This is a genomic window from Xanthobacter aminoxidans (assembly GCF_023571765.1).
Classification (GTDB): Bacteria; Pseudomonadota; Alphaproteobacteria; order Rhizobiales; family Xanthobacteraceae; genus Xanthobacter; species Xanthobacter aminoxidans.
Genome location: NZ_JAMJXC010000003.1, coordinates 38,452 through 58,951, shown reverse-complemented (window position 1 = coordinate 58,951; position 20,500 = coordinate 38,452). Strand labels below are relative to the sequence as shown.

The 20,500-nt window shown below is 68.7% G+C and carries 15 protein-coding genes; 9 read left to right on the top strand and 6 right to left on the bottom strand.

Annotation, left to right across the window (positions count from 1 at the left end):
- The first annotated feature begins 8 nt into the window (after positions 1 to 8).
- The 3 genes from EJ105_RS05715 to EJ105_RS05705 all read left to right on the top strand — a co-directional run bounded on the left by EJ105_RS05715 (position 9) and on the right by EJ105_RS05705 (position 5,897).
- On the top strand, positions 9 to 1,190 hold the full coding sequence (locus tag EJ105_RS05715) for an acetate/propionate family kinase (protein WP_250165595.1): 1,182 nt from the start codon (positions 9 to 11) through the stop codon (positions 1,188 to 1,190).
- Between the two features lie 14 nt (positions 1,191 to 1,204).
- Complete coding sequence (locus tag EJ105_RS05710) at positions 1,205 to 3,808, top strand: plasma-membrane proton-efflux P-type ATPase (protein ID WP_250165594.1); 2,604 nt, start codon at positions 1,205 to 1,207, stop codon at positions 3,806 to 3,808.
- Between the two features lie 274 nt (positions 3,809 to 4,082).
- Positions 4,083 to 5,897, top strand: coding sequence for a methanol/ethanol family PQQ-dependent dehydrogenase (locus tag EJ105_RS05705; protein ID WP_250165593.1), 1,815 nt, complete (start codon positions 4,083 to 4,085; stop codon positions 5,895 to 5,897).
- A gap of 242 nt (positions 5,898 to 6,139) precedes the next feature.
- Here EJ105_RS05705 and EJ105_RS05700 read toward each other — a convergent pair whose 3' ends face one another.
- From EJ105_RS05700 to phaC, 4 genes are all read right to left on the bottom strand, one after another.
- A complete protein-coding gene (locus EJ105_RS05700) occupies positions 6,140 to 6,793 on the bottom strand; it encodes a GNAT family N-acetyltransferase (RefSeq protein ID WP_029558920.1) in 654 nt (217 codons plus the stop codon).
- 41 nt (positions 6,794 to 6,834) lie between these two features.
- Positions 6,835 to 8,100, bottom strand: a complete 1,266-nt coding sequence (locus EJ105_RS05695) for a M16 family metallopeptidase (protein WP_250165592.1) — start codon at positions 8,098 to 8,100, stop codon at positions 6,835 to 6,837.
- Positions 8,097 to 9,509: a threonine synthase gene (gene thrC, locus EJ105_RS05690; RefSeq protein WP_250165591.1), complete on the bottom strand. Its 1,413-nt coding sequence runs from the start codon at positions 9,507 to 9,509 to the stop codon at positions 8,097 to 8,099. Before thrC ends, EJ105_RS05695 begins: the two co-directional genes overlap by 4 nt.
- 587 nt (positions 9,510 to 10,096) lie before the next feature.
- A complete protein-coding gene (phaC, locus tag EJ105_RS05685) occupies positions 10,097 to 12,106 on the bottom strand; it encodes a class I poly(R)-hydroxyalkanoic acid synthase (RefSeq protein ID WP_394041691.1) in 2,010 nt (669 codons plus the stop codon).
- A 249-nt stretch (positions 12,107 to 12,355) separates the two neighbouring features.
- Between phaC and EJ105_RS05680 the strand changes: the two genes are divergently transcribed.
- The 5 genes from EJ105_RS05680 to argC all read left to right on the top strand — a co-directional run bounded on the left by EJ105_RS05680 (position 12,356) and on the right by argC (position 17,987).
- Complete coding sequence (locus EJ105_RS05680; RefSeq protein ID WP_250165590.1) at positions 12,356 to 12,646, top strand: hypothetical protein; 291 nt, start codon at positions 12,356 to 12,358, stop codon at positions 12,644 to 12,646.
- 163 nt (positions 12,647 to 12,809) lie between these two features.
- Complete coding sequence (locus EJ105_RS05675) at positions 12,810 to 14,030, top strand: LL-diaminopimelate aminotransferase (RefSeq protein ID WP_024278493.1); 1,221 nt, start codon at positions 12,810 to 12,812, stop codon at positions 14,028 to 14,030.
- A 137-nt stretch (positions 14,031 to 14,167) separates the two neighbouring features.
- On the top strand, positions 14,168 to 15,463 hold the full coding sequence (locus tag EJ105_RS05670; RefSeq protein ID WP_250165589.1) for a homoserine dehydrogenase: 1,296 nt from the start codon (positions 14,168 to 14,170) through the stop codon (positions 15,461 to 15,463).
- Positions 15,464 to 15,500: 37 nt separating this feature from the next.
- Positions 15,501 to 16,520, top strand: coding sequence for a class II fructose-bisphosphatase (gene glpX, locus EJ105_RS05665; RefSeq protein WP_051679301.1), 1,020 nt, complete (start codon positions 15,501 to 15,503; stop codon positions 16,518 to 16,520).
- Between the two features lie 414 nt (positions 16,521 to 16,934).
- On the top strand, positions 16,935 to 17,987 hold the full coding sequence (gene argC / locus EJ105_RS05660) for an N-acetyl-gamma-glutamyl-phosphate reductase (RefSeq protein WP_250165588.1): 1,053 nt from the start codon (positions 16,935 to 16,937) through the stop codon (positions 17,985 to 17,987).
- A 74-nt stretch (positions 17,988 to 18,061) separates the two neighbouring features.
- Here argC and EJ105_RS05655 read toward each other — a convergent pair whose 3' ends face one another.
- Together EJ105_RS05655 and EJ105_RS05650 are read right to left on the bottom strand one after the other, a co-directional pair.
- The gene (locus EJ105_RS05655) at positions 18,062 to 18,418 is read right to left on the bottom strand and encodes a hypothetical protein (RefSeq protein ID WP_024278489.1); all 357 of its coding nucleotides are present in this window, start codon (positions 18,416 to 18,418) and stop codon (positions 18,062 to 18,064) included.
- Positions 18,419 to 18,449: 31 nt separating this feature from the next.
- On the bottom strand, positions 18,450 to 18,761 hold the full coding sequence (locus EJ105_RS05650; RefSeq protein WP_169124321.1) for an ArsR/SmtB family transcription factor: 312 nt from the start codon (positions 18,759 to 18,761) through the stop codon (positions 18,450 to 18,452).
- Positions 18,762 to 18,958: 197 nt separating this feature from the next.
- Here EJ105_RS05650 and EJ105_RS05645 point away from each other — a divergent pair, with 197 nt between their 5' ends.
- Positions 18,959 to 20,350, top strand: coding sequence for a GntP family permease (locus tag EJ105_RS05645; protein WP_029558929.1), 1,392 nt, complete (start codon positions 18,959 to 18,961; stop codon positions 20,348 to 20,350).
- Positions 20,351 to 20,500 lie beyond the last annotated feature (150 nt).

Here is a 20,500-nt window from a genome sequence, read left to right as displayed (position 1 = left end):
AGGCTGCCATGACCGACGCCGTTCTGGTCGTCAATTCCGGCTCCACCAGCCTCAAGTTCGGCGCCTATGGGACGTCGAACGCGGAAGACCCACCTTTGCTCTGCCGGGGCGGCATCGACAGCATGGCGGGGGATCCGCACTTCATCGCCAAGGAGCCGGACGGCAAGCCCATCGATGCCCACGAATGGGGTTCCGGCCATGCCCTGAGCCACAAGGAGGCGCTGGGCTACATCGTGAGGTGGCTGGAGCAGCACGAGGCCAACATCAAGGTGGTGGCGGCCGGCCACCGCGTGGTGCTCGGCGGCACGCGCTTTGAGGGCCCGGCGAGGATCACGCCCGAGGTGCTGGACTATCTCGATGGCCTGTCCGCCATGGAGCCCTCGCACCAGCCGTTCAACGTGCGCGGCGCGCGGGCCATCGCCGAGGCCTTTCCCGGCCTGCCGCAGGTGGCGGTGTTCGACACCTCCTTCCACCGCACCATGCCGGAGGTGGCGCAGATCTACGCCCTGCCCAAGGCGGTGCGCGACACCGGCGTGCGGCACTGGGGCTATCACGGCATCTCCTACGACTATATCAGCCGGCAAGTGCCCAAGGTCGCGCCCGGCGCGCGGCGGGTCATCGCCGCCCATCTCGGCGGCGGCGCCTCGGCGTGCGCCATGCTGGACGGCAGGAGCGTCGAGACATCCATGGCCTTCGCCGGCCTCACCGGCCTGCCCATGGCGACCCGCTCCGGCGACGTGCCGGCGGACGTGATCTTCTATCTGCTGCGTTCCGCCGGCTACACGCCCGACGCGCTGGAAAAACTGCTCTACGGCCAGTCCGGCCTGCTCGGCCTCTCCGGCGACAGCGCCGACATGCGGGTGCTGCAGGACAGCGCGGCGGCGGACGACAGGCTGGCCGTGGACTATTTCGTCTATAGCCTCGTGAAATTCATCGGCGCCTATGCGGCGGTGCTGGGCGGGCTCGACGCGCTCGTCTTCACCGCCGGCATCGGCGAGAACTCGGCCAAGGTGCGCGCCGCCGTGCTGGAGCGCCTCGCCCCCTTCGGCCTCACCCTCGATCCGGCGGCCAATGCCGCCAACGGGCCGCGCATCACCACGGCGGACAGCGCCGTCGCGGCCTTCGTCATCCCCACCAACGAAGAACTGATGATCGCCCAGCACACGCTGGCGCTCACCCGTTCCGCCTGACCGGGAGAAGTCCAATGGCACAGAGCGCAGCCCTCGCCGCCGCAGCTCCCACCGAGGCCCCCGCCGCGAAGCCGGCGTCGGGATCGTCCTCCGGCTCCGTCCGGCTGGATGCGGCGGCCATCGCCGCCAAATTCACAGAACTCGGCGCCTCCCCCAAGGGCCTCACCGCCGCCGAGGCGGCCGAACGGCAGGCGAAATACGGCCCCAACGCCATCGTCGCCCATGAGGACAGCCGGTGGGAGAAGCTGGTCGGCTATTTCTGGGGCCCCATCCCCTGGATGATCGAGGCGGCGGCGCTGCTCTCCCTCATCCGGCAGGACTGGCCCGATTTCATCGTCGTCATGGGCCTGCTCATCTACAACGCCATCGTCGGCTTCTGGCAGGACAGCAAGGCCGCGAGCGCCCTCGCCGCGCTGAAGAAGGGCCTTGCGCTCAAGGCCCGCGTGCTGCGCGACGGCCAGTGGATGACGGTGGACACCGCCGCCCTCGTGCCCGGCGACGTGGTGAGCGTGGCCGGCGGCGAGACGCTTCCCGCCGATCTGCTGCTGATCGAGGGCAAGTATCTCTCCGTCGATCAGGCGGCGCTGACCGGCGAGTCACTCCCCGTTTCCAAGGCGGTGGGCGACAGCGGTTATTCCGGCTCCATCGTGCGGCAGGGCACCATGACGGCCCTCGTGACCGCCACCGGCAATGCCACCTTCTTCGGCCGCACGGCGAAGCTCGTCGCCTCGGCCGGCGCCAAGTCCCATGCGGAGAAGGCGGTCATCCAGATGGGTGACTTCCTCATCATCCTCTCCGCCGCTTTGGCGCTGGTGCTGGTGGTGGCGCAGGTCCACCGCGACATCATCGCCGACGGGCATTGGGAGTGGCAGCACGCCGGCGCCATCGTGCAGATCGTGCTGGTGCTGCTGGTGGCCTCGGTGCCGGTGGCGACGCCGGCCGTCATGTCCGTGACCATGGCGCTGGGCGCGCTGGCGCTGTCCAAGCAGCAGGCCATCGTCTCCCGCCTCTCGGCCATCGAGGAGCTGGCGGGCGTGGACGTGCTGTGCTCCGACAAGACCGGCACGCTGACCCTGAACCAGCTCACCCTCCAGACGCCCATCCCGTGGGGCAGCGCCAAGCCGGACGATCTCATCCTCGGCGCCGCGCTCGCCTCCCAGCGCCAGAGCGACGACGCCATCGACAAGGCGGTGATCGCCGCGGTGAAGGACCCGAAGGTGCTGGACGGCTACAAGAGCGTGGACTTCACGCCCTTCGATCCCGTCAGCAAGAAGACGGTGGCGAGCGTCACCGGCCCGGACGGCAAGACCGTGCATTTCGCCAAGGGCGCGCCGCAGGCCATCGCCGCCCAGTGCGGCCTCTCGGAGGCCGCTGCGAAGGGCTATTTCGACGCGGTGGAAACCCTCGCCCGCAGCGGCACCCGCGCGCTGGGCGTCGCCCGCTCCGACGACGGCAAGACCTGGACGCTGCTCGGCCTCCTGCCCATGCTCGACCCGCCCCGGCCGGACGCGGCGGAGACCATCGCCAAGGCCAAGGCGCTCGGCGTCTCGGTGAAGATGGTGACGGGCGATGATGTGGCCATCGGCGGCGAGATTTCCCGCCAGCTCGGCCTCGGCGATCATCTCCTCGTGGCGAGCGACGTGTTCGGCCAGGATTCCGGCCCCGAGCACATCGCCATCGACGCCGCCCGCGCGGTGGAGGTGGCCGACGGCTTCGGCCGCGTCTTCCCCGAGCACAAGTTCCAGATCGTGAAGGCCTTGCAGGAGCGCGGCCACATCGTCGCCATGACCGGCGACGGCGTGAACGACGCCCCCGCCCTGAAGCAGGCGGACTGCGGCGTGGCCGTCTCCGGCGCCACGGACGCGGCCCGCAGCGCCGCGGCGCTCATCCTCACGGCGCCGGGGCTCTCCACCATCATCAACGCCATCATGGAGGCGCGGGCGATCTTCGAGCGGATCACCAGCTACATCTACTACCGCATCGCCATGACGCTAAATATCATGCTGGTGGTCGTGCTGGTTTATCTGGTGTACGACTTCATGCCGCTCACCGCGATCATGATCGTCGTCATGGCGTTGCTTGACGACATCCCGATCATGACCATCGCTTATGACAATGTGAAGGTTCAGGACTCACCGGTGCGCTGGAACATGCAGCGCATCCTCTCCTTCTCGACCATCATGGGCATCATGGCGCTGGTGCAGAGCTTCGGCATCGTCATGCTCGGCATGTTCTGGATGAAGAGCCCGGAACTCATGGCGCGGCTGCCCATGGACCTCTCCCACATCCAGACCATGCTGTTCCTGCAATTGTGCGCCGGCGGGCACCTGCTGTTCTTCGTCTCGCGGGTGCAGGGCACGCTGTTCCGCCCGCCCTACCCCAGCCTGCCCGTGCTCGCGGCGGTGATGGGCACGCAGATCTTCGCCATCTTCATGTGCGCCTTCGGCTGGTTCATGCCGGCTTTGCCGTGGCTGCTCATCGGCGTGGTCTGGGCCTATTGCCTGGTGTGGACGCTGGTGATGGACCTCGTGAAGGTCATCTACTTCCGCTTCGTGAATGCGCGGGAGCGGCGCATGAGCCTGATCGACGCCTCCATCGGCCCGGTCGTTCCGGGCTGAACGGCGGTACTCCCCGATACCAGCGGTGCCCCCTCTCCCCTTGCGGGAGAGGGCTGGGGTGAGGGGTATGCCTCCGCCAGAACGGGAGCCGGGACGAATGGACAGGCCCTCCCCCTCACCCCCAACCCCTCTCCCGCAAGGGGAGAGGGGAGATAGGCCGCACCACGCCTGCCCCTGCGGCGCGGTTGCGTCGCTGGCGTGCGGCGAGGATGCTGCGGGCGCGGGGGAGACCTTCGCGCCTGTTTGCGTCACGACACCCGGACTGCCTTCGACGATGACACGCCTCCTCCCCGCCCTCCTCCCCGCCCTCTTCCTCGCGTTCCTCCCGGCCGCAGCCCTCGCCAATGACGACGTGCTGACGCGCACCGCCACTGGCGCGGAGCAGGTGTTGCAGACCGTGGACTACGCCAACACGCGCTATTCCCCGCTGAAGCAGATCGACGCCGGCAACGTGGGGCGCCTGCAGGTGGCGTGGACCTTCTCCACCGGCGTGCTGCGCGGCCATGAGGGCGCGCCGCTGGTGGTGGGGGACGTGATGTATGTCCACACGCCCTTCCCCAATCTGGTCTATGCCCTCGACCTCAAGAACGAAGGCCGCATCCTCTGGAAATACGAGCCGCGCCAGAAGAAGGACGTGGCCGCGGTGATGTGCTGCGATCTCGTCAATCGCGGCCTCGCCTATGCGGACGGCCTCGTCTTCCTGCATCAGGCGGACACGACCATCGTCGCGCTCGATGCGAAGACGGGAGCGAAGCGCTGGTCGGTGGCGAACGGCGATCCGGCGCTGGGCGCCTCCAACACCGCCACGGTCATGCCGGTGAAGGACAAGCTCATCGTCGGCATTTCCGGCGCCGAGGCCGGCGTGCGCGGGCATCTCTCCGCCTATGACCTCAAGGACGGCCACCTCGTCTGGCGCGCCTTCAGCACCGGGCCGGATGCTGAGATGCTGATCGACCCGGAAAAGACCACCGAGCTGGGCAAGCCGGTGGGCAAGGATTCGTCCCTCAAGAGCTGGTCCGGCGACCAGTGGAAGATCGGCGGCGGCGCCACCTGGGGCTGGTTCGCCTACGACCCGAAGCTCAACCTCGTCTATTACGGCACCGCCAACCCGGCCACCTGGAACCCCGGCCAGCGGCCGGGGGACAACCGCTGGTCCGACACCATCATCGCCCGCGACGCGGACACGGGCGTCGCCCGCTGGGTCTACCAGATGACCCCCCACGACGAGTGGGACTATGACGGCGTCAACGAGATGATCCTGACCGATGGGGAGGTGGACGGGAAAGCCACCCCGCTCCTCACCCATTTCGACCGCAACGGCTTCGCCTACACGCTGAACCGCGAGACCGGCGCGCTGCTCCGCGCGGGCAAGTACGAGACCACCGCCAACTGGGCGAGCGGCATCGATCTCGACCCGAAGAGCCCCGCCTATGGCCGCCCCAAGCGCGAGCCCGCCTTCTCCACCGAGCGGGAGGGCGAGGATGTCACCTACACCGGCATCTGCCCCTCCTCGCTGGGCGCCAAGAACCAGCAGCCGGCGGCGTTCTCGCCGCAGACGCGGCTGTTCTACGTGCCCGTCACCCGCATGTGCATGGATTACGAGCCGTTCCACGTGGATTACGTGCCCGGCCAGCCCTATGTGGGCGCCACTCTCTCCATGCATCCCGCCCCCGGCACCGCGGGCAGCACCGGCGCCTTCCTCGCCTGGGATGCGCTGAAGGGCGCGGCCGTGTGGTCGAAGCCGGAGCAATTCTCCGTCTGGTCGGGGGCGCTGGCGACGGCGGGCGGCATCGTCTTCTACGGCACGCTGGAAGGTTGGCTGAAGGCGGTGGACGCGAAGACGGGGAAGGAGCTGTACCGCTTCAAGACGCCCTCCGGCATCGTCGGCAACGTCACCACCTTCATGCAGGGCGGCCGGCAATATGTGGCCGTGCTCTCCGGCGTCGGCGGCTGGGCCGGCATCGGCCTCGCCGCCGGCCTCAGCGACCCCGGCGACGGCTCCGGCGCCAACGAGGCCTATGCGGCGCTGAACCAGTATACGGCGCTGGGCGGGCAGCTCACGGTGTTCGCCCTGCCCAAGGGGGAGTGAGGGGAGGCCGCGAAGCGCCCCCGTTCCCCGGACAAGCGACGGCGACAGCCGGAGCGCCGATCCGGGGTCCAGCGCAAGAGTCCCCGCGCAGCGGGGCAAAACGCGAGGGCGGTGGGGTCAGGAAGCGCCTGCGGCGAACTCTTGCGCTGGGCCCCGGCTCGCATTCCGCTGTCGCTGCACGCGTCCGGGGCGCGAGGGTGGTTCATCGCGCCCCCGTCGCCCCGAAGGGATGCGCGTGCCCCCTACTGTGCCGCCGGCGGCACGCGGCTCAGGCGGGTGGCGAGGGTGTCTCCGCGCGGCACGAGCCGGGCGATGGGATCGCTCTTCAGGCGGGCGAAGAGGATGTGGTCCTCCCACGTCCCGTTGATACACAGATATTCCCGGGAATAGCCCTCGCGGGTGAAGCCGCAGCTTTCAAGCAGGCGGATGGAGGCCTGGTTGTGGGGCATGCAGGCTGCCTCCACCCGGCGCAGGTGGAGCACGTCGTGGGCCACGGGCAGGAGCGCCGTCACCGCCGCCCGCATGTAGCCCTGCCCGGCATAGGGCGCGCCCATCCAGTAGCCGAGGCTCGCCGCCTGGCACACGCCGCGCCGCACGTTGGAGAGGGTGAGGCCACCGACGAGTTCATCGTCCGCGCGGCGGAAGATGAAGAGCGGATAGGCCTCGTCCGTCACCATGTCGCGGGCGTAGCGCCGCAGCCGCCGGCGGAAGGCGCCGCGGGTGAGGTCATCGGCCGGCCACAGCGGCTCCCAGGGCGTGAGGAAGCCGCGGCTGATGTCGCGCAGGGTCCGCCACGCCACGAAGTCCTTCATCTGCGGCACGCGCAGATAGACGCCCTTGCCCTCGATGGTGGGGAGGGGCTCGGCGGGGAAGGGAAAGAGTGCGGACAGCCACATCACGTTGCGCCCGAGCCAAACTCCGTTGCCGGCGCAGCCGGTTAGTGACCCCCAAGACGCTGCACCACCCGTGCAGCCGGTTCAAGCCCGCCCTTCGGCCCTATGACGCTGAGCGTCGGCCGGCCGCGGCCGATGAGACGGGACGCCGCGGCGCGCACGGCGGCGACATCCACCGCCTCCACCCGGGCGACGATCTCCTCCACCGGGATCACCCGGTCGAAGCCGAGGATCTGCCGGGCGAGCTGGTCGGCGCGGGCGCCGGAGCTTTCCAGCGCGGCGAGCAGCCCCACCTTCATCTGCGCCTTGGCGCGGGCCACCTCCAGCTCGGTCACGGTCTCGGCTGTGTCGAAGATCTGGTCCACCACCGCGTTGGAGAGCTCCTCCACGTCGCCGGTGTCGGTGCCGGCATAGATGCCGAACAGCCCGGTGTCCTGATAGCTCCAGTGGAAGGCGTAGATGGAGTAGCAGAGCCCCCGCTCCTCCCGCACATCCTGGAACAGGCGGGAGGACATGCCCCCGCCCAGCACGTTCGAGAGCACCTGAAGGGCGTGGTAGTCCGCATCCTTGTAGGAGCAGCCCTCCAGCCCCATCAGCACGTGCACCTGCTCGAGGTCGCGCGCGGTCAGCCGCGTACCGCCGGCGTAAGTTGCGGGCGACAGCTCCGGTGCCGCGCCGTTGCCGACGCCGGAGAGGCGGGCGGCGGCCTCGTCCACGAGGCGGTCATGCTCCACCGCGCCGGCGGCGGAGACCACCATGCGCGGGCCGCGATAGGTGCGCCCGAGATAGGCGCCGAGCTGGTCGCGGCTGAAGCCGCGCACCGTCTCCGGCGTGCCGAGGATGGAGCGGCCGACGCTCTGGCCGGGGAAGGCCTGCTCCTGGAACAGGTCGAACACCAAATCGTCGGGCGTATCCATGACCGCGCCGATCTCCTGCACGATCACGTTCTTCTCCCGCTCCAGCTCGTCGGGGGCGAAGGCCGGCTCGGTGAGGATGTCGGCGAGGATGTCGATGCCGAGGCCCACGTCCTCGCCCAGCACGCGGACGTTGTAGGTGGTCTGCTCCACCGAGGTCGCGGCGTTGATGTCGCCGCCCACCTGCTCGATCTCCTCGGCGATGCGCCGGGCGGTCCGGCGGCGGGTACCCTTGAAGGCCATGTGCTCCAGAAGGTGCGAGATGCCGTGCTCGTCGCCCTTCTCGTGCCGCGCGCCGGCGCCCACCCAGATGCCGAGCGAGGCGGTGCCGAGATGGCTCATCTCGTCGGAGATGACGGTGATGCCGTTGTCGAGGGTCGAGATCTTCACGCTCATGCCGCGGCGCCCCGTCCGACCCGCGCATGGGTGCGGATGAAGGTTTCGATGGCCACGAGGTCGTTGGGCAGCACGCTCACGCTTTCCTTGCGGGTCAACAAGTCCGCCATGTGCGGCGGCAGGCCGGGGCGGTGGCCGGTGGCGGCTTCCACCGCATCGGGGAACTTGGCGGGATGGGCGGTGGAGAGCACCACCTGCGGCACCTTGGCCGCATGCTCCACCTTGTCCGCCACCGCGAGCGCCACGGCGGTGTGCGGATCGGCCAGATAGCCGGCGGACTGGTAGAGCCGCGCGATGGTCTGCGCCGTCTCCGGCTCGTCGGCGCGGCCGGCGGAGAAGTCGCTGCAAATGGCAGCGAGCGCCTCGCGCGGCACGGTGAAGGCGCCGGACTGGCCGAGCGAGGCCATGAGCTGGCGCACCTGCGTGCTGTCCCGGTCCACCGCCTCGAACAGCAGGCGCTCGAAGTTCGACGACACCTGGATGTCCATGGACGGCGAGGAGGAGGGATGCACCCCCTTCACCTCATAGCGCCCCGTCTCCAGCGTGCGGGCCAGGATGTCGTTGACGTTGGTGGCGATGGAGAGGTCGCGGATGGGCAGGCCCATGCGCTTGGCCACATAGCCGGCAAAGATGTCGCCGAAATTGCCGGTGGGCACCACGAACGACACCTCGCGGTGCGGCGCGCCCAGCGCGGTGGCGGCATAGAAATAATAGACCACCTGGGCGACGATGCGCGCCCAGTTGATGGAGTTCACCCCGGCCAGCGCGAGGGAATCGCGGAAGGCGTGGTGATTGAACATGGCCTTCACATGGGCCTGGCAGTCGTCGAACGTGCCTTCCACCGCGATGGCGTGGACGTTGTGCGCGTTCACGGTGGTCATCTGCCGGCGCTGCACCTCGGACACGCGCTTGTGCGGGTAGAGGATGAACACGTCCACCGCGTCCGAGTGGCGGAACGCCTCGATGGCCGCGCTGCCGGTATCGCCCGAGGTCGCGCCGACGATGGTGGCGCGGGCGCCGCGGGCGGCGAGCACATGGTCCATCATGCGGGCGAGCAACTGCATCGCCACGTCCTTGAAGGCCAAGGTCGGACCGTGGAACAGCTCCAGCAGGAAGCGGTTGGGGCCGATCTGCGTCAGCGGCGTCACCGCCGGATGGCGGAAGGAGGCGTAGGCGTCGGCGATCATCAGGTCGAGCACGCGCTCGGGCAGCGCATCGCCGACGAAGGGGGAAATCACCGCCTTGGCCACCGCCGGATAGGGTTTTCCCGCCAGCGCGGCGATCTCGTCCGCGCTCAGGGTGGGGAACGCCTCCGGCACATAGAGGCCACCGTCGCGCGCCAGACCGGCCAGCAGCGCATCGGAAAACGACAGGACAGGAGCTTCGCCCCGGGTGGAAACGTAACGCACGGGCCCTCGACAGGTCTTGAGAGGCCCAAAGCGGGCCTGCCGCCAAACTACCCGCAAGCGGCCTCGCGGGAAAGGCGGCGTGACGCGGGGTGTGCGGAGGTGGGCCGATGGCGGCGTGATGGCGGTCGGGAGCCCGCTGCTATTGGGACCATGCAGCTCGCTGGCTGAACCCACAGGCCGTCATGGCCGGGCTTGTCCCGGCCATCCACGTGGTTTGGCCGGGAATACATCTTCGGCCGTCGTCCCATCGGCCCGACGTGGATGCCCGGGACAAGCCCGGGCATGACGGTGGTGAGGGATGGGTCGTCCCGGTCTAGCCGGAAGGGCGACGGCGGTGAGGAGCCGAGGCATTCGGGCCGTAGCTCACGGGCTGAACCCACAGGCCGTCATGGCCGGGCTTGTCCCGGAAGTCGGCGGTCGCCGACTTCCGGCTTTGAGAACGCAACCCGCAAAAATGCGGGTTGCGGCCATCCACGTGGTTCGGCCGGGAATACATCTTCGGCCGTCGTCCCATCGGCACGACGTGGATGCCCGGGACAAGCCCGGGCATGACGGCGGTGAGGAAGCGGGGCGCGCGCCCCCTCCCCTCAGCTCTTTTCGCGCACGTAGCGGCCGGGGGCGTCTTCGATGGGGGTGAAGTGGCCGCCGCCGATGGGGCGGGCGGGCACGTCCTCGGGGTAGTAGCCGGAGAACCAGTTCAGCCAGTCCGGCCACCAGGAGCCCTTGTGCTCCTGTGCGCCCTGGAGCCAGAGGTCGTAGCTCGGTCCGGTGGGGCCGTCGGCCCAGTACTGGTACTTCATCTTGGCCGGCGGATTGACCACGCCGGCGATGTGGCCGGAGCCGGCCAGCACGTAGCGCACCGGGCCGGAGAGCATGTTGGCACCGATGAACACCGAGTTGGGCGGGGCGATGTGGTCTTCCCGCGTCGCCAGCGAATAGACCGGCACGTTCACCTTGGTCATGTCGATGCGCACGCCGGACAACTCGGCGAGGCCCCGGGCGATGTTGTTGGTGAGGTAGCAGTTGCGCAGGTAGTAGGAGTGGTTCGCCGCCGGCATGCGGGTGGAATCGGCGTTCCAGAACAAAAGGTCGAACGGGAACGGCGCCTTGCCCTTCATGTAGTTGTTCACGACATAGGGCCAGATCAGGTCGTTCGAGCGCAGCATGTTGAAGGCCGAGGCCATCTTGCTGCCTTCGAGATAGCCGGTCTGCTTCATCTTGCGCTCGATGGCGGCGAGCTGGTCCTCGTCCACGAACACCTTCAGATCGCCCGCGTGGGTGAAGTCGATCTGGGTGGTGAGGAAGGTGGCGGAGGCGATGCGGTCATCCCCCGTCGCGGCCATGTAGGCGAGCGTGGTGGCGAGCAGGGTGCCGCCGACGCAATAGCCCATGGCGTGGGCCTGCCGCTCGCCGGTGGCGACGGCCACCTTGTCGAGGGCGGTCATGATGCCCTCGCGCATGTAATCGTCGAAGCCCTTCTCGGCGAGACGGGCATCGGGATTGACCCAGGAGATCACGAAGACGCTGATGCCCTGGTCCACCAGCCACTTGATGAAGGACTTCTCCGCCGTCAGGTCGAGGATGTAGAACTTGTTGATCCACGGCGGCACGACGAGCAGCGGCATCTTCTTCACGCTGCCGGTCGTGGCCTCGTACTGGATGAGCTGCATCAGATCGTTTTCGTAGATCACCTTGCCCGGCGTGGTGGCGAGGTTGCGGCCCACCTCGAACGCGCTCAGGTCCGACTGGCGGATCTTGAGCGAGCCCTTGCCGGCGACGAGGTCCTCCGTGAGGTTCTTCATCCCCTTCACGAGATTCTCGCCGGACGAGGAGAAGGTCTCGCGGATCAGCTCCGGATTGGTCATCACGAAGTTGGAGGGCGAGATGGCGTTCGTCACCTGCTTCACCAGGAAGCCGGCCTTGTGCTTGGTGTGGGCGTCGAGGCCCTCGGCCTCCTCCACCATGTCCTCGGCCCAGCGGGTGGTGACGAGATAGGCCTGCTTGAGCGCATCGAAGATGGGGCTTTCGCGCCAGCCCTCGTCCTTGAAGCGGGCGTCGCGCGCGTCCGGCGCCGTCACCGGCTCCACCTGTTCGCCGCCGAGGCGCTTCAGCGTGTTGGTCCACACCGAGAGATAGCCGGCCATGAGGCGGGTCTGCGCCTCCAGCGTGCGCTGGGGATCGGTCATCCAGTATTCGGCGACCTGCCCCACGGTCTTGAGGGCGTCGGCGATCTCGTCGGCGAGGTCGTCGGTCTTGGCCTGGGTGCGCGGGCCGAGATAGGCGGCGAGCGCCTTGCCGCCCTCGTCCACCATCTGCGCGAGATTCTGGGAGAAGGCTTCGATGTTGAGGCCGGGGCGGGCGCCGTCGCCCTTGCCATCGCCTTTGCTGTCGCTTCTGCCCTCAGCCCTGGACCCGGCACCGGCCTTCGGCGCGTCCGCCCTGGCCGCAGGGGGCGCCGATTCGGGCGCGGGATTCGGGGGGGTCTGGGCCGCGGGGGGGACGACGCTGAGATGCGCGGGGCCACCCGCCGCAACCGGCGATTCCACCGACATCATGGGGGCGGCGGATACGTTCGGCGTTTCCTCAACACGGGACATGCGCGTTTCCTCTCGCGGGTCTTGCTCGCGGGCCGTTACGAAACGTAGCCCATCTTTATCGCTGCCTGCGCTTCCTTCATACTCTAGAGTGTGAAAGTGACAGGATCGAGCCTCGCGGCCACGCCGCAGGCGCCCTTAGACACCCCTCCTTGGTCGAGTCTGCGGTACGCCCGCACGGCACCGGCCCCTCAGGAGGTATCTCGCCCCGGTATCGTCACCGCCGGGACCGGGAGCCATCCGGAACGGACAATGGACCTTTTCTCCCCGACGGCGCGAGGCCGTGCCGTCCCGACGCTGCGCGCCGCGCTTCTCCTCGCGCTCGCCGCGAGCCTCTCCGCCTGCGCCGGCTCGGGCATTCCGGGCCTCGCGCCGCCGCAGACCTCGGTGCCCGAGGTGGACGCCACCCACTTCCCCACGCTGGGCGCCCCACCCGCCGAGCGCCGAGACCCGCTCACCACCGAGCAGCAGCAGAAGCTGCAGCGCGACCTTGAGCGCCTCGCCCGCCAGCAGCAGGCCAAGCAGGTGCCGCAGGCGCAGTAAGCCGCGCGCGGCGCCTGCGGGCGTTTCGCGTCATTGTGCGGTGCGATATGGCGGCCACCGCCCCATCGCCACCGCAATCAAGGCTTTTTCATTCACCGAACAGTGCTACAAAGCCCGACTGCCGCGCCGGGAGACAACATGCGCGGCCTCTGGAGCCATTGAGATGACGACCGATTTCCACCGCATTCGCCGGCTGCCGCCCTACGTGTTCGAGCAAGTGAACCGTGTGAAGGCCGCCGCCCGCAATGCCGGGGTGGACATCGTCGACCTCGGCATGGGCAACCCGGACCTCGACGCGCCGGCGCACGTCTACGAGAAGCTCAAAGAGACCATCGGCAAGCCGCGCACCGACCGCTATTCCGCCTCCAAGGGCATCCCCGGCCTGCGCAAGGCGCAGGCGGCCTATTACGAGCGGCGATTCGGCGTGAAGCTGGACCCCGACCGGCAGGTCGTCGCCACGCTGGGCTCCAAGGAAGGCTTCGCCAACATGGCGCAGGCCATCACCGCCCCCGGCGACGTGATCCTGACCCCCAATCCCTCCTACCCCATCCACGCCTTCGGCTTCCTGATGGCCGGCGGCGTCATCCGCTCGGTTCCGGCCGAGCCGGGGCCGGAGTTCTTCCACGCCATGGAGCGGGCGGTCCAGCACTCCATCCCCAAGCCCATCGCAGTGGTGCTGTGCTATCCCTCGAACCCCACGGCCTGCGTGGCGGATCTCGAGTTCTACAAGGACGTGGTGGCCTTCGCGAAGAAGAACGACCTGATCGTTCTCTCCGACCTCGCCTATGCCGAGCTTTATTTCGACGGCAACCCGCCCCCCTCGGTGCTGCAGGTGCCGGGCGCCATGGACGTGGCGGTGGAGTTCACCTCCATGTCCAAGACCTATTCCATGGCCGGCTGGCGCATGGGCTTCGCCGTGGGCAACGAGCGGCTCATCGCCGCGCTCTCGCGGGTGAAGTCCTATCTCGACTACGGCGCCTACACCCCCATCCAGGTGGCGGCCACCGCGGCGCTCAACGGCCCCCAGGAGTGCATCGCCGAGATGCGCGAGACCTACAAGAAGCGCCGCGACGCGCTGGTGGAGAGCTTCGGCCGCGCCGGCTGGAACATCCCGGTGCCCCGCGCCACCATGTTTGCCTGGTCGCCCATTCCGGAGCCCTTCCGGGCCATGGGCTCGGTGGAATTCGCCAAGCTCCTCATCGAGAAGGCGGAGGTGGCGGTGTCGCCGGGCGTCGGCTTCGGCGAGCATGGCGACGAATACGTCCGCATCGCCGTGGTGGAGAACGAGCAGCGCATCCGCCAGGCGGCGCGCAACGTCCGCCGCTTCTTCGAGCAGGCCGGCACCACGCTGCACAACGTGGTTCCGCTCAGCGCCGCGCGCTGAGCCGACGCCCCCGCCCCTCTGACACCGGGGCCGAACGGGTTGGCGATCGAGCATTGACCGGTTCCGGCGACAGCCGGAACCTCGCGCCGGGCGGGCTGTGGTATGACGCCAGCCGAGGACAGGAACCGGACTGACAGATGAGCGATTTGAAAGTGGGCCTCGCCGGCCTCGGCACCGTCGGGGCCGCGGTCTTCCGCATGCTCGAGCGCCGCGCCGGCGAGCTTGAGGCGCGCACCGGCCGTACCGTGAAGGTGACGGCGGTGGCCGCCCGCGACCGCAGCCGCGACCGCGGCCTCGATCTCTCAAGCGTGGCCTGGTTCGAGGATCCGGTGGCGCTCGCCCGCGAGGGCGACATCGACGTGTTCGTGGAGCTGATGGGCGGCGACGGCGACCCGGCGAAGGCGGCCGTGGCTGCCGCGCTGGACCGTGGAATTCCCGTCGTCACCGCCAACAAGGCGCTGCTCGCCAAGTGCGGCGTGGAGCTCGCCCGCCGGGCCGAGGCCTCCGGCGCGGGCCTGCATTTCGAGGCGGCGGTGGCGGGCGGCATCCCCATCGTGAAGACGCTGCGCGAGGCGCTCGCCGGCAACGCCATCGAGCGCGTGTCGGGCATCCTCAACGGCACCTGCAACTACATCCTCACCCGCATGGCGGACGAGAAGCTCTCCTTCCACGTCTGCCTCACCGAGGCGCAGCGGCTCGGCTATGCGGAGGCGGACCCGACCTTCGACATCGACGGCTTCGACACCGCCCACAAGCTCGCCATCCTCACCTCGCTGGCCTTCGGCACGCAGGTGGATGCGGACGCCATCTATGTGGAGGGCATCCGCCAGCTCACCCTCGCCGACCTCGAGGCGGCGGACGATCTCGGCTACCGGGTGAAGCTGCTCGGCGTGGCGGTGAAGACCGACACCGGCATCGAGCAGCGCGTGCATCCCACCATGGTGCCGAAGCACTGGCCCATCGCCCAGGTCTCCGGCGTCACCAATGCGGTGGCGGTGGACGGCGATGCGGTGACGCTGACGCTGGTCGGCCCCGGCGCCGGCGGCGATGCCACCGCCTCGGCGGTGGTGGGCGACCTGTTCGACGTTGCGCGCGGCGTGAAGGGCTATGCCTTCGGCCTGCCCGTGGACCGCCTCGCCAAGGCCGAGCGCGCCGCCATGCAGCGCCACGAGGGCGGCTACTACATCCGCCTCGCCGTGGTGAACAAGCCGGGCACCGCCGCCACCATCACCCGCCGCATGGCGGACGAGCAGATCTCGCTGGAATCCATCGTCCAGCGGCAGCCGGGCGGCGCGATGCCGTCCGATACGGCGCATGTGATTCTCATCACCTATGCCACGACCGAGGCCGCCGTGCGCCGCGCCATCGCCGCCATCGAGGCGGACGGCGTGGTCGCCTCCCTGCCCCAGGTCATCCGGATCGAGAAGGACTGATCCGGAGCGCGGCAACAGAACCAGAAGGACCGACGTCATGAGCGGTGCCCGGACCCAGAGGACGCCTGAGAAGTCTGCCCAGCGAGCCGAGCAGGTGCTCGACCGCCGTCTTGCCCTCGACATGGCCCAGGCCATGGAACGCTGCGCCGTCGCCGCCGCCCGCCTGCGCGGCCACGGCGACGAGCAGGCCGCCGACATCGCCGCCATGACCGTCTGCCATCGCGAGGTGAACGAGATTCCGGTCTCCGGCACCCTGGTGATCGGCGAAGGCATCGAGGGCGATTGCGACCAGCTGTTCGTCGGCGAGAAGCTGGGGCGCGGCGGGGCCGAGGTGGACCTCGCGGTGGACGCGCTGGAAGGCACCACGCTCTGCGCCAAGAACATGGAGGGCTCGCTCTGCGTGCTCGTGCTCGCCGAGCATGACACGCTGCTGAAGATGCCGCCCTGCTACATGGAGAAGATCGCCATCGGGCCGGGCTATCCTGAGGGCATCGTTTCCCTCTCCCAGAGCCCGCAGGACAACATCCGCGCTTTGGCCGAGGCCAAGGGCGTGCCGCCCTCCGACGTCACCGCCCTCATCCTCGACCGGCCCCGCCATGGCCCGCTGATCGATGCCGTGCGCAAGACCGGCGCCGCCATCAAGCTCATCACCGACGGCGACGTGGCGGGCGTGGTGCACACCGCCAACCCGCATGAGAGCGGCATCGACATCTATCTCGGCCTCGGCGGCGCCGCCGAGGGCGTGCTGGCCGCCGCCGCGCTGCGCTGCATCGGCGGGCAGATGGAGGGCCGGCTCGTGCTCGACACCGAGAAGAAGCGCGCCCAGGCCAAGGCGCTGGGCATCACCGACTTCTCCAAGGTCTACAAGCTGGACGAGATGGTGCGCGGCGACTGCCTGTTCGCCGCCACCGGCGTCACGGACGGCGCGCTGCTGAAGGGCGTGCGCTTCGGCCGGGATGTGATCCTCACCGACACCATCGTGATGCGCGCCGCCACCGGCACCGTCCGCCGCATCGCCACCGAGCACCGCGACTTCTCCAAGTTCCGGCTGGCGTGAGCGGGGAACTTCTTCCTCCCCTCTCCCCTTGCGGGAGAGGGGCTGGGGGTGAGGGGTGCTTTCTCCGCCGTCTTAACCGCCGTTACGGCCGCACCATCCCCCTCACCCGTCTCGCGGCGTCGCCGCGATCCACCCTCTCCCGCAAGGGGAGAGGGGTTTCCCTATCCTCCCTCCCCTCTCCCCTTGCGGGAGAGGGGCCGGGGGTGAGGGGTATTCCGGGCGCAAGACCCGCGCTGCTTTCGCGGAACCAGCCCCCTCACCCGTCTCGCGGCGCCGCCGCGATCCACCCTCTCCCGCAAGGGGAGAGGGAAACCGCGCGCCCCTGTCTTTTCCCTGACGTGTGATTGGGTGTAAGCACCTTGGCCCCGTTCGCCGGCTGCGGCCGGGCGGCGGGAGACCCTTCGGGAGAGCAAGATGTCTGACGCAAAGGCAAGGATCGCGGTATTGGGCGCCTCGGGCTACACCGGCTCCGAGCTGGTGCGCCTGCTGCTGCGCCATCCGCGCGTCGAGATCGTCGCGCTCACCGCGGACCGCAAGGCCGGCCAGTCCATGGCCGACGTGTTCCCCCAGTTCGCGCCCTTCGCGCTGCCCAAGCTCGTGACCATCGACCAGGTGGATTTCACCGCCGTGGACGTGGTGTTCTGCGCGCTGCCGCACGCCACCACCCAATTGGTCATCAAGAAGGTGTTCGATACGGCGCCCAACGTGAAGGTGGTGGACCTTTCCGCCGACTTCCGCCTGTCCGATCCCGGCGCTTACGAGGAATGGTACGGCCATCCCCACCAGGCGCTCGACCTCCAGAAGGAGGCGGCCTACGGCATCGCCGAGATCTATCGCGACGAGATCCGCAAGGCCCGCCTCGTCGCCAATCCCGGCTGCCATTCCTCCACCGCCATCCTGCCCATCGTGCCGCTGCTGGAAGCCGGCGCGCTGGAGCCGGAGAGCATCGTGGTCGATTCCAAGACCGGCATGTCCGGCGCCGGCCGCTCGGCCAAGGAGGCGATGCTGTTCTCCGAGGTGTCGGAGGGCATCCACGCCTATGCGGTTTCCGGCCATCGCCACATGGGCGAGCTGGACCAGGAATTCTCCAAGGCCGCCGGCCGGCCGGTGAAGCCCATGTTCGTGCCGGTGCTTTCGCCCATGAACCGGGGCATCTACGCCACCATCTACGTGCGCACCACCGGCGCCACCGCCGAGGACCTGCACCGCATCCTGACCGACTTCTACAAGGGCGCGGCCTTCGTCCACGTGCTGCCGTTCGGCCAGGTGCCCCAGTCGCGCCATGTGCGCGGGTCCAACATGGTGTTCCTGGGCGTGGTGGCCGACCGCGTGCCCGGCCGGGCCGTCATCATCTCCACGCTGGACAACCTCGTGAAGGGCGCGTCCGGCTCGGCGGTGCAGAACATGAACCTCGTCATGGGCTTCCCCGAGACCGAGGGCCTGGAGCAGATCGCGCTGATGCCGTGATCCCCACCTGACGCGAAAAGGCCGCGCCCTCATCAGGCGCGGCCTTTTTGTATCTGCGATCCCGATCCCGCGGATCAGCCGCGGACCACCTCGACCGGACCATGGTCGTCGCAATGGCCGCCGTGCGGGTGGTGCAGGTGGCCGTCCACCAGATAGTCGACGTGATCGCCGTGGGGCACCGCCTCATGGCCGCAGCCGGGGCCGTGGACATGGCCGGGCTCGTGGCCCGCGCAGGTGTGGTTGGGGGTGCAGCGGTCGGGATTGGTCTCGCTCACCGCGATCACGTGCTCATCCACATGGTCGCCGTGCATGTGGTGCAGGTGGCCGTCGTGGAGATAGTCCACATGCCCCTCATGGCGGATGGCGGTGTGGCCGCAGCCGGGGCCGTGCTGGTGGTCGTGGTTCGGATGGATCTTGCAGGTCCCGGACATGGCTTGCTCCTCGCGTCAACGGTTCTCGGCTTCAATGATTCTCGCAGGCGTGCTCCACCGCACTCGCCACGAGGGCGAGCACATGGTCGTCCGCCAGGTGATAGAGGATCGACTTGCCCTCGCGCCGCCGCCCGACGAGGCGCGCGGCGTGAAGCACCTTCAGCCGCACCGACACCGTCGAGAGCTTCTCCCCCTGGGCCTCCGCCAGCTCCGTCACCGAAGCCTCGCGACCGGCCAGCAGGATCAGCAGCCGCAGGCGCTGGGGGTCGGCCAAGGCGGAGAACATCCCCGCCGCCTCATCCACCTGCCGGCCCGTGAGCGAACGCTGCGCGTCGAAACTCATGTGAACACTCTATCAATTGTTGAAGTGTTAAAGTCAAGAGGTATCTGGGACCGACTCGGTCCGAGCTTCATCGTGCGCCTTCTGCCGGCTACCGCAAGGTCCGTCGGGCCCCCCATACCAAAGGACAAGCTGTGTCCGGTCGCGGGCCGCACTAGTGTCCGGCCCGATCGCATTCTTACCTCCGCCGGATTCGTCCCATGAGCTTTGTTGTCTGCCTTGCGGCGCTCTTCTTCCTGATGCTCGTGGCCTATCGGGGCTTCAGCGTCATCCTGTTCGCCCCCGTCGCCGCCATCGGCGCGGTGCTGCTCACGGATCCGGCCGCGGTGCCGGTCGTCTTTTCCGGCCTGTTCATGGAAAAGATGGTGGGCTTCATCAAGCTCTACTTCCCGGTGTTCCTGCTGGGCGCCGTCTTCGGCAAGCTCATCGAGCTGTCGGGCTTTTCGCGGTCCATCGTCGCTTCGGTGGTGAAGCTTTTGGGGCCGGGCCGCGCCATCCTCTCCATCGTGCTGGTGGGCGCCCTGCTGACCTATGGCGGCGTCTCGCTGTTCGTGGTGGTGTTCGCCGTCTACCCCTTCGGCGCGGAAATGTTCCGCCAGGTGGGCATTCCCAAGCGGCTCCTGCCGGCGGTGGTGGCGCTCGGGGCGTTCTCCTTCACCATGGACACGCTGCCCGGCACGCCGCAGATCCAGAACATCATCCCCACCACCTTCTTCCACACCACAGCCTACGCCGCGCCCATCCTGGGCCTCGTCGGAACCGCCTTCATCCTCGCGGTGGGGCTGTCCTACCTCGAGTTCCGCCGCCGCCAGGCGGCGAAGGCCGGCGAGGGCTACGGCACCGGCCACCTCAACGAGGTGGTGGTGGACGAGACCGTGCCGCTCGTCTCCCCGATTCTCGCCTTGCTGCCGCTGGTCGTGGTGGGCATCGCCAACCTGATCTTCGCCCGCCTCATACCGCAGTGGTTCGGCGCCACCGCGACCGCCACGCTGGTTCCGGGCGCGGCCCCCGTGAGCGTGCCGACCAGCACCTGGGCGGCGATCTGGGCCGTGGAAGCAGCGCTGCTTCTCGGCATTTTCACGGTCGCGGTGTTCGGCTTCAAATCCATCGCCGGCAAGTTCTCCACCGGCTCCAAGGATGCCGTGTCAGGCGCGCTGCTCGCGGGCCTCAACACCGCCACCGAGTACGGCTTCGGCGCGGTCATCGCGGCGCTGCCCGGCTTCCTTCTCATCAAGTCGGCGCTGTCGGCCATCCCCAATCCGCTGGTCAACGAGGCCATCACCGTAACCACGCTGGCCGGCATCACCGGCTCGGCCTCGGGCGGCCTGTCCATCGCGCTCGCGGCCATGTCGGAGCAGTTCATCGCCCAGGCCAATGCCGCCGGCATCCCCATGGAGGTGCTGCACCGCGTCGCCTCCATGGCCTCCGGCGGCATGGACACGCTGCCCCACAACGGCGCCGTCATCACCCTGCTCGCCGTGACCGGCCTGAGCCACCGGCAGGCCTATGGCGACATCTTCGCCATCACGCTGGTGAAGACCGCCGCGGTGTTCTTCGTGATCGGCTTCTATTATCTCACCGGCCTCTATTGAGCGGGTGCAGCGTCGCGCACAGATCGCGCCGCCATAGGGGCTGGCAGGGAATGACGCCGACCCGGCGGATGCCGGGGCGGCGGCAAGCCATTGCAGTGCAACAATTCTTATGAATTCCGAAGCTGGTGCTCGGCCGTAGGGCGCATTACT